The sequence below is a fragment of the Shigella sp. SIG3 genome (assembly GCF_053555855.1).
This window is the reverse complement of the sequence record NZ_JBQZXE010000093.1, coordinates 1-14,961: the sequence shown is the minus strand read 5'-3', so window position 1 is coordinate 14,961 and position 14,961 is coordinate 1. Positions and strand designations below refer to the sequence as shown.

Annotated in this window: 12 protein-coding genes; 4 read left to right on the top strand and 8 right to left on the bottom strand. The window is 52.3% G+C overall.

Annotated elements, in window-relative coordinates; translation table 11 throughout:
- The 5 genes from ACUU1I_RS15255 to phoB all read right to left on the bottom strand — a co-directional run.
- Positions 1-782, bottom strand: a 782-nt coding sequence (locus ACUU1I_RS15255) for an alpha amylase N-terminal ig-like domain-containing protein (RefSeq protein ID WP_449144853.1), incomplete at its 3' end; no start/stop codon positions are given.
- A 155-nt stretch (positions 783-937) separates the two neighbouring features.
- On the bottom strand, positions 938-2,311 hold the full coding sequence (gene proY / locus ACUU1I_RS15250; RefSeq protein WP_000444173.1) for a proline-specific permease ProY: 1,374 nt from the start codon (positions 2,309-2,311) through the stop codon (positions 938-940).
- Positions 2,312-2,386: 75 nt separating this feature from the next.
- The gene (gene brnQ / locus ACUU1I_RS15245; RefSeq protein WP_000149647.1) at positions 2,387-3,706 is read right to left on the bottom strand and encodes a branched-chain amino acid transporter carrier protein BrnQ; all 1,320 of its coding nucleotides are present in this window, start codon (positions 3,704-3,706) and stop codon (positions 2,387-2,389) included.
- A 406-nt stretch (positions 3,707-4,112) separates the two neighbouring features.
- Positions 4,113-5,408, bottom strand: a complete 1,296-nt coding sequence (gene phoR / locus ACUU1I_RS15240; RefSeq protein WP_000893616.1) for a phosphate regulon sensor histidine kinase PhoR — start codon at positions 5,406-5,408, stop codon at positions 4,113-4,115.
- 57 nt (positions 5,409-5,465) lie between these two features.
- Positions 5,466-6,155 (bottom strand): phosphate response regulator transcription factor PhoB, encoded by a 690-nt coding sequence (gene phoB, locus ACUU1I_RS15235; protein WP_000113924.1) that lies wholly within the window; start codon positions 6,153-6,155, stop codon positions 5,466-5,468.
- 189 nt (positions 6,156-6,344) lie between these two features.
- Here phoB and sbcD point away from each other — a divergent pair, with 189 nt between their 5' ends.
- The 3 genes from sbcD to araJ all read left to right on the top strand — a co-directional run bounded on the left by sbcD (position 6,345) and on the right by araJ (position 11,994).
- Positions 6,345-7,547 (top strand): exonuclease subunit SbcD, encoded by a 1,203-nt coding sequence (sbcD, locus tag ACUU1I_RS15230; RefSeq protein WP_001221304.1) that lies wholly within the window; start codon positions 6,345-6,347, stop codon positions 7,545-7,547.
- Positions 7,544-10,687, top strand: a complete 3,144-nt coding sequence (gene sbcC / locus ACUU1I_RS15225; RefSeq protein WP_000698945.1) for an exonuclease subunit SbcC — start codon at positions 7,544-7,546, stop codon at positions 10,685-10,687. Before sbcD ends, sbcC begins: the two co-directional genes overlap by 4 nt.
- 125 nt (positions 10,688-10,812) lie before the next feature.
- Positions 10,813-11,994, top strand: coding sequence for an MFS transporter AraJ (araJ, locus tag ACUU1I_RS15220; RefSeq protein WP_005066440.1), 1,182 nt, complete (start codon positions 10,813-10,815; stop codon positions 11,992-11,994).
- Between the two features lie 142 nt (positions 11,995-12,136).
- On the opposite strand, the gene mak is transcribed toward araJ, so the two are convergent.
- Positions 12,137-13,045 (bottom strand): fructokinase, encoded by a 909-nt coding sequence (gene mak / locus ACUU1I_RS15215; protein ID WP_001219327.1) that lies wholly within the window; start codon positions 13,043-13,045, stop codon positions 12,137-12,139.
- A 124-nt stretch (positions 13,046-13,169) separates the two neighbouring features.
- Between mak and rdgC the strand changes: the two genes are divergently transcribed.
- Positions 13,170-14,081, top strand: coding sequence for a recombination-associated protein RdgC (gene rdgC, locus ACUU1I_RS15210; RefSeq protein ID WP_005066439.1), 912 nt, complete (start codon positions 13,170-13,172; stop codon positions 14,079-14,081).
- Between the two features lie 77 nt (positions 14,082-14,158).
- Here the strand turns inward: rdgC and ACUU1I_RS15205 are convergent, their stop codons facing one another.
- Positions 14,159-14,614, bottom strand: coding sequence for an SF0329 family protein (locus tag ACUU1I_RS15205; RefSeq protein WP_000194195.1), 456 nt, complete (start codon positions 14,612-14,614; stop codon positions 14,159-14,161).
- On the bottom strand, positions 14,611-14,961 hold a 351-nt coding region (locus ACUU1I_RS15200), incomplete at its 5' end, for a DUF2773 domain-containing protein (protein ID WP_134798582.1). The genes ACUU1I_RS15205 and ACUU1I_RS15200, both read right to left, overlap by 4 nt.

Below are 14,961 nucleotides of genomic sequence, written 5' to 3'. Positions count from 1 at the left end.
TCAAACCAGGCATGGGAATCGCCACTGTGGTTAAACACGCCGTCCAGCACCAGCCGCATTCCCAGCTGCTGCGTATTGTGTCGCAAACGCAGCAACGCCCCATCACCGCCAAACTGCGGATCGACATGGCGATAATCCTCGGTATCGTATTTATGTACGCTGGGAGCTTTAAACACCGGATTGAGATACAGCGCTGTCACGCCAAGCTTTTTCAGATACGGCAGTTTTTCGCTTATCCCGTCCAGATCGCCGCCATAGAACGTTGATCCGCCCGCCTGCGCCGTGACCGGTTCATCCCAGTCACGCAAGATGATCTCTTGTCCGGCTGCATGATGGTAATAGACATGATCCTGTTCAGCTTCACGAGGAAGACTACGCGCAAAACGATCAGGGAAGATCTGATAAAAAATCTGATCCGCAGCCCATTGTGGGCCGATATCCGGTACATCGACGGCAAACTGCTCCAGTCGTGCCGGCGGCATTCGGCTGAAGCCCTGCGGTGTAAACCAACGCTGGCGATCGTGCCACAGCAGTTTGAAACTGTAACGCCGCCGGGGTTGTCCGCTGGAGAGATCAATCGCCGCACGCCATGCGGTGACGCCTGGCTGCGGCTGACTGCGCTGCTTATGCATTGGTACTGACATTTCTTCGTTATCGTGTTCTGTACGCAGCATAATGCGCTGCGGTGGGTCTTCGCCCGTCAGCCACAGTGTAATGAGCAGTTGATCTTTGCTTTGTTTAACAAATGGGGGCACCGGCAGGTGCCATGCATTTAACATCATAATTCCCCTGTGATGAAAATCTGATCACCTTGCCATAGCCTAATGCAGGATCACTCATCATCTGAAGGATATTTGGGGGAGGAGGACGGGGGCGGATAACTTTCGGAATAGCCGGATCAGGATTTCCTCCTGAACCGGCTTACAGAACGCAAGTATTATTGGTTTTCAGCCAGCTGACGATCGTGGCGGCGTTTAAACATCCAGCCAATCAACAGCACAACAATCCACGCGAAACCGACATACAGCGAGATACGCGTATCCGGGTGATAACCAATCAACCCGATAATAAAGAGCAGGAAAATCAGCCCGCCGATGGTCGTTGCTACCCCACCCGGCACTTTAAATTTCAGCGCCTTAACTTCTTCTGGCGGCAAACGGCGACGGAAGGCGATTTGCGACAGCAGGATCATAATCCACACCCATACCGTGGCGAAGGTTGCCAGCGAAGCGATCACCAGGAAGACGTTTTCCGGCATGATGTAGTTCAGATACACCGCAAACAGCAGCGCGGTAGTCATCACCAGCACCGTAACCCACGGAATACCGCGACGCGACGTTTTGCTGAAAATTTTCGGTGCGCTGCCCTGCTCTGCCATACCGTGGAGCATACGGCCTACGCCAAATACGTCACTGTTAATTGCCGACAGCGAAGCGGTCAGCACAACAAAGTTAAGAATGCTGGCGGCAAAGGTAATGCCCATATGCTGGAACGTCAGCACGAACGGGCTACCGGCAGTGCCAACCTGATTCCACGGGTAGATAGACATAATGACGAACAGCGTACCGACGTAGAACACCAGAATACGCATCGGCACGGAGTTAATCGCACGCGGAATCGATTTCTCAGGATCTTTCGCTTCACCGGCGGTAATCCCGATAATTTCGATCCCACCGTAAGCAAACATCACCATTTGCAACGACATTACCATGCCAAGCCAGCCGTTACTGAAGAAGCCGCCGTTGCTCCACAGGTTATGAATACCGGTCGGTTGCCCGCCGTTGCCAATCCCCCAGATGATGATGCCGAAACCGGCGACAATCATGATGATGATGGTGGCGACTTTAAAGAACGAGAACCAGAATTCCAGCTCACCGAAGACCTTCACGCTCATCAGGTTTACGGCGCAAATGATCAGCACCACGCTCAGTACCCAAATCCAGTGCGGCACCGTCGGGAACAAGACCCCCATATAGATACCAAAAGCGGTCACATCGGCGATGGCGACAATAAGGATTTCAAAGCAGTAGGTCCATCCGGTAATGTAACCTGCCAGCGGGCCAAGGTTTTCCTGCGCATAACGCGAGAAAGAGCTGGCGGCCGGGTTATGTACCGACATTTCCCCCAGCGCACGCATAATGATATACGCCGCGATACCACCGATAATATAGGCCAACAACACGCTCGGACCGGCCATTTTGATGGCGTCTGCCGAACCGTAAAACAGCCCGGTGCCAATTGCTGAACCCAGTGCCATAAAGCGTATGTGGCGGGTACTTAGCCCACGCTTTAGCTTATTCTTACTTTCCATCAATTCCTAACCCATCAACACAATAAAAAACCACGGGGCATCGCAGCCCCGTGGTTAAAACAAATGTTCAGTGATTTAGTGAGCGCTGGAGGTCACCTGACGACCTGCCGCGCGATCCCAGATAATGGCCAGAACCACCATCACCACTGTTGGCATTAACCACGCCAGACCTTGTTCGGCCAGCGGTAAACGCTGCGCCCAGGACGGTAAGATATCGCTGAATGCAGATGCTTTGATCCCGTCGAGAATACCAAAAAGCAGGCTGATAAACATCGGCGGAGCAATCACGCGGGACGAATTATGCCACCATGAGCGTGTAAAACTTAATACAACCAGTGCGATACACGGCGGATAAATAGCGGTCAGCACCGGTACGGAGATCTGGATCAGCTGGCTTAAGCCGAGGTTAGACACCACCATCGAGAAGCCGCCGAGGATAAACACCAGCGTACGATAAGAGAGCGGTACGTACTGGGCAAAGAATTCTGCACAAGCACAGGTCAGGCCAACCGCCGTGACCAGACAGGCGATGAAGATTAACGCCGCCAGCAGGAAGCTACCGCCGCCGCCAAAGGTGTGCTGAACGTAAGCATGCAGAATAGCAGCGCCGTTTGCAGACTGATCGACCAGCGACGCGCTGTCTGAACCCAGACAGAACAGCGCCAGGTACAGCAAAGTCAGACCAACACCCGCCATCAGGCCAGCCCAGACGGTATAACGGGTCAGCAGACGCGCTTCGGTAACGCCACGAGAACGCGCCGCGTTAACAATAACGATACCAAACACCATTGCGCCCAGCGTATCCATGGTCAGATAGCCGTTAACGAAGCCGTTAGAAAATGCAGCGTTTTGATAAGCCTCAGTCGCCGTGCTGATAGAACCCGCCGGCCAGACAATCGCGACAACAGACAGGATGACCAGCGCGATAATTTTCAGCGGCGCAAGGAAGTTGCCCACGGTATCCAGCAGCTTGCCCGGATAGAGCGAAACCAGAATAACGATAGCGAAATAGACCAGGCTGTAGATAAACAGCGGCAGCGCGGAATCACCCGTCAGCGGCGCAATCCCCACTTCAAAGGAAACGGTAGCTGTACGCGGCGTAGCGAAAAGCGGCCCCACCGCCAGGTAACAAACCGTTGCCAGCAGTACGCCAGCGACTTTACCGATTGGCGTGCTGAGGCTGTCAACACCGCCGCCAACTTTTGCCAGCGCCACTACCGTTAATACCGGCAGGCCAACGGCAGTAATGAGGAAGCCGAATGCCGCAGTCCAGACGTGTTCGCCTGCCTGTAAGCCGACCATTGGAGGGAAAATAATGTTACCTGCGCCGACGAACAACGCAAATGTCATAAAGCCCAGAGCGATGATATCGCGCGATCTTAATTGATGGGTCATAAATCATACTGCCTGTGGATGTGGTGTTGTAACGTTAAATTTTTGTGCCAATCCCTGGGGATGATACAGCGGTATATTTAAACAATTTTAGCGGAAAATACTCCCAACCAGGCGCGGCGAAGAATAGTTTTTCGATTTACCGCGTTAATGCAGTCAGTATGACAGCACCTGAAGCGCAATTTAAACGCTTATAACGTTTTAAAGCAAGGAGGGATCTAAAAACCAGAGGTATATAGCGATAAGAAATCACCAACCAGTATAAAACACTATTTCCGTGAAAAAGACATGGCTAATCATGCGAACAAAAAATCACCAACCGTTGTAAAATCTAACGCCCGTATTTTGACTGCAAAGAAAATAAGCCAGCATCGGCTGGCTTATGGCAATAAAAGATGACAAAGGCGGATTAATCGCTGTTTTTGGCAATTAAACGTTCCGGGATAACAAAACTGAAACGTGTTCCTTTTCCTACTGTACTCTCAATATTCAGGCGACTTTCGTGATGATTCACCGCATGTTTCACGATCGCTAACCCTAATCCGCTACCGCCGGTTTGCCGGGAACGCGCTTTATCAACGCGATAAAAACGCTCGGTCAGGCGCGGAATATGCTCCGGTGCAATGCCCGGTCCGTTATCTTCAACGCTAAATTCGGCACCGTGCGGCACTCGCTGCCAGCGTACGGTGATATGCGTGCCTTCCGGCGTATGATTCACGGCGTTATAGACCAGGTTCGAAATCGCACTGCGTAGCTGATCTTCGTTGCCAGACACCTTGAGGCCGTTATCTATCTCAAAGGTAAATGTCTGTTTTTTCTGACTCAGAGTCTGAGCCTCGCGCTCAACAACGCGCAGCATCATCGGCACATCAACCTTTTCATTGAGCAATTGCGTCGGCGAGGCTTCAATTTTCGACAGCGTTAGCAACTGCTTCACCAGCCCTTCCATCCGCTGGGTCTGCTCGCGCATGGTGTGCAACGCTTTTTCGCGTACCGCGCCTTCCAGCGGCTGCTCATCCATCATCTCCAGGTAACCCTGTAACACGGTCAATGGCGTACGTAACTCATGGCTCACGTTGGCAAAAAAGTTACGCCGCGCCCCTTCCAGTTGATGCATTTGCGTGACATCACGCGCCACCATCAACAACTGTTTGTGGGTATAAGGCATGACGCGAATTTCCAGATGCCGCCCGGTGTTGAGCACCAGATTGAGCGGGCGAGAAAAATCACGCGTTTTCAGATATTGCGTAAACTCCGGGTAACGCAGTAGGTTAAGGATGTTCTGCCCGTTATCTTCCGGCCAGCGCAAACCAAGAATTTGTTGCGCCAGACCGTTACACCAGAAAATACCGCCCTCTTCCGTGGTCAGCACCACCGCGTCGGGCAGCGACTCCGCGCCGCTACGAAAGCGTTTAATCAGATTGCCCAGTTCACGGCGGCGTTTTTTATTTCGCAGCTGCATCTGGTGTAAGCCGTATAGTAGCGGTTCCCAGCTACCACGCCCCGGTGGCGGGGTCATACTGCGATCCACCCACAGCCACCATGAAAGGCGCAATAAATTCCAGAAATGCCAGATAAGCAGTCCTGTTACCGATGCCAGCAAAAACCAGGGCAGGTAACCAAAAAATGCACCCAGGATGAAAGCCGGGAGGCAGCAAAGTAGCAGCTCCAGCACCAGCCTTTTCCACGACAGCCGTTCCAGCACGTAAGATACTCCAGTTAAGAAATCATAAGCCCTGCTCTGCGTCCGATGAGCAAGGCGTTAAAAGCGGGTTGAAAAACGATATCCTGTACCGCGCACGGTCTGCACCATGCGGTCATGCCCGCCGGGCTCCAGTGCTTTACGCAGGCGACGAATGTGGACATCGACCGTGCGGTCTTCCACATACACGTTAGTTCCCCAGACGTGGTTTAACAGCTGCTCGCGGCTGTACACGCGCTCAGGATGCGTCATAAAAAAGTGCAGCAGTTTAAATTCTGTCGGCCCCATCTCCAGCGGCTCTTCGCCCGCCATCACTCGGTGAGATGTCGGGTCGAGACTTAATCCCTGCATCTCAATCACCTCTTCCACCGCCATTGGCGAAATACGGCGCATTACCGCTTTGATTCGCGCCACCAGCTCCTTCGGCGAAAATGGCTTGGTGATATAGTCATCCGCGCCGGTTTCAAGGCCGCGCACGCGATCTTCTTCTTCCCCTCTGGCGGTCAACATCACCACTGGAATATCCCGGGTCATCGACTCGCGCTTGAGGTGTTTGATGAACTGGATACCGGAGCCGCCAAGTAACATCCAGTCAAGGAGAATTAAATCCGGCCAGGGTTCATTCAGTTGATTCACAGCACTGTCATAATCTTCCGCTTCGACCGGCTGAAAGCCATTTTGTTCGAGCACGAAGCAGACCATTTCGCGAATTGGAGCTTCATCTTCTACGACCAGAATACGTCTCGCCATGATTTGCCCTGTTGTAATAAATAGGTTGCGATCATTAATGCGACGTCATTATGCGTCAGATTTATGACAGATTTATGAAAAGCTCGTCGCACATATCTTCAGGTTATTGATTTCCGTGGCGCAGAAAAAAGCAAATGGCACATCTGTTTGGGTATAATCGCGACCATGCTTTTTCGCCAGGGAACCGTTATGCGCATCCTTCACACCTCAGACTGGCATCTCGGCCAGAACTTCTACAGTAAAAGCCGCGAAGCTGAACATCAGGCTTTTCTTGACTGGCTGCTGGAGACAGCACAAACCCATCAGGTGGATGCGATTATTGTTGCTGGTGATGTTTTCGATACCGGCTCGCCGCCCAGTTACGCCCGCACGTTATACAACCGTTTTGTTGTCAATTTACAGCAAACTGGCTGTCATCTGGTGGTACTGGCAGGAAACCATGACTCGGTCGCCACGCTGAATGAATCGCGCGATATCATGGCGTTCCTCAATACAACCGTGGTCGCCAGCGCCGGACATGCGCCGCAAATCTTGCCTCGTCGCGACGGGACGCCAGGCGCAGTGCTGTGCCCCATTCCGTTTTTACGCCCGCGTGACATTATTTCCAGCCAGGCGGGGCTTAACGGTATTGAAAAACAGCAGCATTTACTGGCAGCGATTACCGATTATTACCAACAACACTATGCCGATGCCTGCAAACTGCGCGGCGATCAGCCTCTGCCCATCATCGCCACGGGACATTTAACGACCGTGGGTGCCAGTAAAAGTGACGCCGTGCGTGACATTTATATTGGCACGCTGGACGCGTTTCCGGCACAAAACTTTCCACCAGCCGACTACATCGCGCTCGGGCATATTCACCGCGCACAGATTATTGGCGGCATGGAACATGTTCGCTATTGCGGTTCCCCCATTCCACTGAGTTTTGATGAATGCGGTAAGAGTAAATATGTCCATCTGGTGACATTTTCAAACGGCAAATTAGAGAGCGTGGAAAACCTGAACGTACCGGTAACTCAACCCATGGCGGTGCTGAAAGGCGATCTGGCGTCGATTACCGCACAGCTGGAACAGTGGCGCGATGTATCGCAGGAGCCACCTGTCTGGCTGGATATCGAAATCACTACTGATGAGTATCTGCATGATATTCAGCGCAAAATCCAGGCATTAACCGAATCATTGCCTGTCGAAGTATTGCTGGTACGTCGGAGTCGTGAACAGCGCGAGCGTGTGTTAGCCAGCCAACAGCGTGAAACCCTCAGCGAACTCAGCGTCGAAGAGGTGTTCAATCGCCGTCTGGCACTGGAAGAACTGGATGAATCGCAGCAGCAACGTCTGCAGCATCTTTTCACCACGACGTTGCATACCCTCGCCGGAGAACACGAAGCATGAAAATTCTCAGCCTGCGCCTGAAAAACCTGAACTCATTAAAAGGCGAATGGAAGATTGATTTCACCCGCGAGCCGTTCGCCAGCAACGGGCTGTTTGCCATTACCGGCCCAACCGGTGCGGGGAAAACCACCCTGCTGGACGCCATTTGTCTGGCGCTGTATCACGAAACTCCGCGTCTCTCTAACGTTTCACAATCGCAAAATGATCTCATGACCCGCGATACCGCTGAATGTCTGGCGGAGGTGGAGTTTGAAGTGAAAGGTGAAGCGTATCGCGCGTTCTGGAGCCAGAATCGGGCGCGTAACCAGCCGGACGGTAATTTGCAGGTGCCTCGCGTAGAGCTGGCGCGCTGCGCCGACGGCAAAATTCTCGCCGACAAAGTGAAAGATAAGCTGGAACTGACAGCGACGTTAACCGGGCTGGATTACGGGCGCTTCACCCGTTCGATGCTGCTTTCGCAGGGGCAATTTGCTGCCTTCCTGAATGCCAAACCCAAAGAACGCGCGGAATTGCTCGAGGAGTTAACCGGCACTGAAATCTACGGGCAAATCTCGGCGATGGTTTTTGAGCAGCACAAATCGGCCCGTACTGAGCTGGAGAAGCTGCAAGCGCAGGCCAGCGGCGTCACGTTGCTCACGCCGGAACAAGTGCAATCGCTGACAGCGAGTTTGCAGGTACTTACTGACGAAGAAAAACAGTTAATTACCGCGCAGCAGCAAGAACAACAATCGCTAAACTGGTTAACGCGTCAGGACGAATTGCAGCAAGAAGCCAGCCGCCGTCAGCAGGCCTTGCAACAGGCGTTAGCCGAAGAAGAAAAAGCGCAACCTCAACTGGCGGCGCTTAGTCTGGCACAACCGGCACGAAATCTTCGTCCACACTGGGAACGCATCGCAGAACACAGCGCGGCGCTGGCGCATATTCGCCAGCAGATTGAAGAAGTAAATACTCGCTTACAGAGCACAATGGCGCTTCGCGCGAGCATTCGCCACCACGCGGCGAAGCAGTCAGCAGAATTACAGCAGCAGCAACAAAGCCTGAATACCTGGTTACAGGAACACGACCGCTTCCGTCAGTGGAACAACGAACTGGCGGGTTGGCGTGCGCAGTTCTCCCAACAAACCAGCGATCGCGAGCATCTGCGGCAATGGCAGCAACAGTTAACCCATGCTGAGCAAAAACTTAATGCGCTTGCGGCGATCACGTTGACGTTAACCGCCGATGAAGTTGCTACCGCCCTGGCGCAACATGCCGAGCAACGCCCACTGCGTCAGCGCCTGGTCGCGCTGCATGGGCAGATTGTTCCCCAACAAAAACGTCTGGCGCAGTTAATGGTCACTATCCAGAATGTCACTCTGGAACAGACGCAACGTAATGTCGCACTTAACGAAATGCGCCAGCGTTATAAAGAAAAGACGCAGCAACTTGCCGATGTGAAAACCATTTGCGAGCAGGAAGCGCGCATCAAAACGCTGGAAGCCCAGCGTGCACAGTTACAGGCGGGTCAGCCTTGTCCACTTTGTGGTTCCACCAGCCACCCGGCGGTCGAGGCGTATCAGGCGCTGGAGCCTGGTGTTAATCAGTCTCGATTACTGGCGCTGGAAAACGAAGTTAAAAAGCTCGGCGAAGAAGGTGCGGCGCTGCGCGGGCAACTGGATGCATTAACGAAGCAGCTTCAGCGCGATGAAAACGAAGCGCAAAGCCTCCGACAAGATGAGCAAGCACTTACTCAACAATGGCAAGCCGTCACGGCCAGCCTCAATATCACCTTGCAGCCACAGGACGATATTCAACCGTGGCTGGATGCACAAGATGAGCACGAACGCCAGCTGCGGTTACTCAGCCAACGACATGAATTACAAGGGCAGATTGCCGCGCATAATCAGCAAATTATCCAGTATCAACAGCAAATTGAACAACGTCAGCAGCAGCTCTTAACGGCATTGGCGGGTTATGCACTGACATTGCCACAGGAAGATGAAGAAGAGAGCTGGTTGGCGACACGTCAGCAAGAAGCGCAGAGCTGGCAGCAACGCCAGAACGAATTAACCGCGCTGCAAAACCGTATTCAGCAGCTGACGCCGATTCTGGAAACGTTGCCGCAAAGTGATGATCTCCCGCACAGCGAAGAAACTGTGGCGCTGGATAACTGGCGGCAGGTTCATGAACAATGTCTCGCATTACACAGCCAGCAGCAGACGTTACAGCAACAGGATGTTCTGGCGGCGCAAAGTCTGCAAAAAGCCCAAGCGCAGTTTGACACCACGCTACAGGCCAGCGTCTTTGACGATCAGCAGGCGTTCCTTGCGGCGCTAATGGATGAACAAACACTAACGCAGCTGGAACAGCTCAAGCAGAATCTGGAAAACCAGCGCCGTCAGGCGCAAACGCTGGTCACTCAGACAGCAGAAACGCTGGCACAGCATCAACAACACCGACCTGACGGGTTGGCTCTCACTGTGACGGTGGAGCAGATTCAGCAAGAGTTAGCGCAAACTCACCAAAAGTTGCGTGAAAACACCACGAGTCAAGGCGAGATTCGCCAGCAGCTGAAGCAGGATGCAGATAACCGTCAGCAACAACAAACCTTAATGCAGCAAATTGCTCAAATGACGCAGCAGGTTGAGGACTGGGGATATCTGAATTCGCTAATAGGTTCCAAAGAGGGCGATAAATTCCGCAAGTTTGCCCAGGGGCTGACGCTGGATAATTTAGTCCATCTCGCTAATCAGCAACTTACCCGGCTGCACGGGCGCTATCTGTTACAGCGCAAAGCCAGCGAGGCGCTGGAAGTCGAGGTTGTTGATACCTGGCAGGCAGATGCGGTACGCGATACCCGTACCCTTTCCGGCGGCGAAAGTTTCCTCGTTAGTCTGGCGCTGGCGCTGGCGCTTTCGGATCTGGTCAGCCATAAAACACGTATTGACTCGCTGTTCCTTGATGAAGGTTTTGGCACGCTGGATAGCGAAACGCTGGATACCGCCCTTGATGCGCTGGATGCCCTGAACGCCAGTGGCAAAACCATCGGTGTGATTAGCCACGTAGAAGCGATGAAAGAGCGTATTCCGGTGCAGATCAAAGTGAAAAAGATCAACGGCCTGGGCTACAGCAAACTGGAAAGTACGTTTGCAGTGAAATAACTATTCAGCAGGATAATGAATACAGAGGGGCGAATTATCTCTTGGCCTTGCTGGTCGTTATCCTGCAAGCTATCACTTTATTGGCTACGGTGATTGGTAGCCGTTCTGGTGGTTGTGATGGTGGTATGAAAAAAGTCATTTTATCTTTGGCTCTGGGCACGTTTGGTTTGGGGATAGCCGAATTTGGCATTATGAGCGTGCTCACGGAGCTGGCGCATAACGTAGGAATTTCGATTCCTGCTGCCGGGCATATGATCTCGTATTATGCACTGGTGGTGGTGGTCGGTGCGCCAATCATCGCACTCTTTTCCAGCCGCTACTCACTCAAACATATCTTGTTGTTTCTGGTGGCGTTGTGCGTCATTGGCAACGCCATGTTCACGCTCTCTTCGTCTTACCTGATGCTCGCCATTGGTCGGCTGGTATCCGGCTTTCCGCATGGCGCATTTTTTGGCGTCGGAGCGATCGTGTTATCAAAAATTATCAAACCCGGAAAAGTCACCGCCGCCGTGGCGGGGATGGTTTCCGGGATGACAGTCGCCAATTTGCTGGGCATTCCGCTGGGAACGTATTTAAGTCAGGAATGCTGGCGTTACACCTTTTTATTGATCGCTGTTTTTAATATTGCGGTGATGGCATCGGTCTATTTTTGGGTGCCAGATATTCGCGACGAGGCGAAAGGAAATCTGCGCGAACAATTTCACTTTTTGCGCAGCCCGGCCCCGTGGTTAATTTTCGCCGCCACGATGTTTGGCAACGCAGGTGTGTTTGCCTGGTTCAGCTACGTAAAGCCATACATGATGTTTATTTCCGGTTTTTCGGAAACGGCGATGACCTTTATTATGATGTTAGTTGGGCTAGGGATGGTGCTGGGAAATATGCTAAGTGGCAGGATTTCAGGACGTTATTCACCACTGCGCATTGCAGCAGTGACTGACTTTATCATTGTACTGGCACTGCTGATGCTCTTTTTCTGCGGCGGCATGAAAACAACGTCGCTTATTTTTGCTTTTATTTGTTGCGCGGGATTATTTGCCCTTTCAGCACCTCTGCAAATATTGTTACTGCAAAATGCCAAAGGCGGAGAGTTATTAGGTGCCGCAGGTGGGCAAATAGCGTTTAACCTCGGTAGCGCCGTCGGCGCATATTGCGGAGGTATGATGCTGACGCTGGGGCTGGCATATAATTACGTGGCACTGCCTGCCGCCCTGTTTTCGTTTGCTGCGATGTCATCGTTGCTGCTGTATGGTCGCTATAAGCGCCAGCAAGCGGCGGATAGTCCGGTGCTGGCGAAACCACTGGGGTAGATTACTGTCACGGTGCGCGTTGCTTATTGCCGGATGCGGCGTGAACGCCTTATCCGCCCTACGCGGTTCTGGCACATTTTGTAGGCCTGATAAGACGCGGCAAGCGTCGCATCAGGCATGATGCGCCAATTGCCTACGTTTTTTACTCTTGTGGCCATAACCACGCAGCGCCGCGTACGCCGCTGGAATCACCGTGCTTCGCCTTACTCACCGGCGTTTCACATTCGCCGCCGAAGACAAATTGTTTAATCAACTGCCCAACCGTTTGATATAAACGGTCTACATTGCTCATCCCGCCCCCCAGGACAATCACATCCGGATCGAGAATATTCACGACATGTGCCAGCGATTTTGCCAGCCGCAGCTCGTAGCGACGCAATGCCAGTTCCGCTACCGGATCGCTTTCTTCAACCAGGCGGATAATTTCACTGCCTTTCAGCGCATGTCCGCTCAAACGACGATAATCCGTCGCGAATCCCGTGCCCGAAATAAAGGTTTCAATACAACCTTGTTTACCGCAATAACAAGGGACTTCCTCGCGATAACGCAGTTCGTCTTCGTCCATCCACGGTAGCGGATTGTGTCCCCACTCACCTGCCGTGCCATTGCCGCCGATATGCGTCCGCCCATTGAATGCCACGCCCGCGCCGCATCCCGTGCCGATAATCACGGCAAATACCGTCTGCGCTCCCGCTGCCGCGCCATCTACTGCTTCTGAAACCGCCAGACAGTTGGCATCATTTGCCAGCCGCACTTCCCGCTGCAACCTCGCGCTTAAGTCTTTATCGAATGGCTGACCGTTGAGCCAGGTTGAATTGGCATTCTTCACCACACCGGTGTAGGGCGAAATCGAACCTGGAATGCCCATACCTACCGTTCCGCGCTGCCCTGTCGCCTGCTCCGCCATATCAACCAACGTGGCGATCGTTTCAATAGTCTGCCGGTAATCATCACGCGGCGTGGGCAGACGATGGCGGTACAACTGCTCCCCTGCATCGCCCAGTGCAATCACTTCAGTTTTGGTGCCGCCTAAATCGATACCTATACGCACTGTACTCTCCTTATTTTTTTCAATATCAATAGCGTAGAGACGGACAACCGGATTGGCAATGCAAGGCCGCCGACAATTCGTTATCATGCCCGCTAAATTTAACGACAAGGCCGTGGAAATTATCATGCTGTGGTTCAAAAATTTAATGGTTTACCGTCTTAGCCGCGAGATTTCGCTGCGTGCAGAAGAGATGGAAAAACAGCTAGCCTCGATGGCATTTACCCCATGCGGCAGCCAGGACATGGCGAAGATGGGCTGGGTTCCTCCGATGGGATCGCACAGCGATGCGTTAACGCACGTTGCCAATGGTCAAATTGTTATCTGCGCGCGCAAAGAAGAAAAAATCCTCCCGTCTCCGGTGATTAAACAGGCGCTGGAAGCGAAAATCGCCAAACTGGAAGCGGAACAGGCGCGTAAGCTGAAGAAAACCGAAAAAGATTCGCTGAAAGACGAAGTGCTGCACTCTCTGCTGCCGCGTGCTTTCAGCCGTTTTAGCCAGACAATGATGTGGCTCGACACGGTTAACGGTTTGATTATGGTGGACTGCGCCAGTGCCAAAAAAGCGGAAGATACGCTGGCATTACTGCGTAAAAGCCTGGGGTCGTTACCGGTTGTACCATTGAGCATGGAAAACCCGATTGAACTGACGCTGACCGAATGGGTTCGCTCCGGTAGTGCGGCACAGGGCTTCCAGCTGCTTGATGAAGCCGAGCTGAAATCGTTGCTGGAAGATGGCGGCGTGATCCGCGCGAAGAAACAAGATCTGACCAGCGAAGAGATCACCAATCACATTGAAGCCGGAAAAGTGGTGACTAAACTGGCGCTCGACTGGCAGCAGCGCATTCAGTTTGTGATGTGCGACGATGGTTCGCTCAAGCGTCTTAAGTTCTGCGACGAGCTGCACGATCAAAACGAAGATATCGACCGTGAAGATTTCGCCCAGCGTTTTGATGCCGATTTCATCCTGATGACTGGTGAACTGGCAGCGTTAATTCAAAACCTGATTGAAGGATTAGGTGGCGAAGCACAACGTTAATTGCTGATTTTCCTTTAATGCCGGATGCGACGCCTGCCGCGTCTTATCCGGCGTACGAAGCCACACCAGGCATATAATTATTCGCTACGGCGAGCAATAATTTTTAGCGCAGCAATATTATGCGTTTTACGCCGTAACTGATCTAATCGCCTCATCCCTATTCGCCTGTCAGCAGCACGCAGAATATTCACTAACCCCCATTTATCGCTGGTAAATTGTTTTGTTAACAGCTCCGCTTTTGGGGTATCAATATATTCACGCAATAAATCAGAAATTGAACAAATATCCGTCAGGTAAGGATACCAGCAAGTTTCACCGTGAAAATTACGCACTCCAGCGTTACCTGCAATAAAGTCTTTCGGGTAATCCCAGATCACGTTTTTATCCAACGTGATCCAATAACGCGGTAAATCGGTACTTCCACCATTTTGGCTGCGCATGGGATAACGGGTACAGTGAATTTGCAGGTTGATCGTTGGCGTCAGTAAGTCATAGATCTCCCGCTGTAACTTGCTCCATGGACGTTGTGTCATTGTTTTTCCTCAAGCCGGTGACGCGCTTCACTGCGAATTTTCCGCGTTGCCCCGGTTTTCACTAAATCACGTAACTGCGAAAGATCGGGTTGTTCGACAAATAAGAGTAATGATGGATCCTCTTTTAACCACGCCGTTTTCACATCGGCAGCCAGCTGTGGATTATTAATAGCCAGCGACCGATCCTGAGGCTCAGTCAATGTCGTTAACAACGACGCCGGGGTATGTGCGTTGCGTAATGCCGTTTGGCGCAAATGATCATTGCGACTTTGCAGCAATGCACGCCACCATTCATCATCTGATTTATCTTTTATCGTAGCCAGTTCCGCAAAAAATACCTGGAGATC

Bases quoted from the DNA above. Each gene is read 5' to 3' on its own strand.
- rdgC (WP_005066439.1), top strand. From the start codon at position 13,170: ATGCTGTGGTTCAAAAATTTAATGGTTTACCGTCTTAGCCGCGAGATT.
- sbcC (WP_000698945.1), top strand. From the start codon at position 7,544: ATGAAAATTCTCAGCCTGCGCCTGAAAAACCTGAACTCATTAAAAGGC.
- phoB (WP_000113924.1), bottom strand. From the start codon at position 6,155: ATGGCGAGACGTATTCTGGTCGTAGAAGATGAAGCTCCAATTCGCGAA.
- brnQ (WP_000149647.1), bottom strand. From the start codon at position 3,706: ATGACCCATCAATTAAGATCGCGCGATATCATCGCTCTGGGCTTTATG.
- sbcD (WP_001221304.1), top strand. From the start codon at position 6,345: ATGCGCATCCTTCACACCTCAGACTGGCATCTCGGCCAGAACTTCTAC.
- proY (WP_000444173.1), bottom strand. From the start codon at position 2,311: ATGGAAAGTAAGAATAAGCTAAAGCGTGGGCTAAGTACCCGCCACATA.
- ACUU1I_RS15205 (WP_000194195.1), bottom strand. From the start codon at position 14,614: ATGACACAACGTCCATGGAGCAAGTTACAGCGGGAGATCTATGACTTA.
- araJ (WP_005066440.1), top strand. From the start codon at position 10,813: ATGAAAAAAGTCATTTTATCTTTGGCTCTGGGCACGTTTGGTTTGGGG.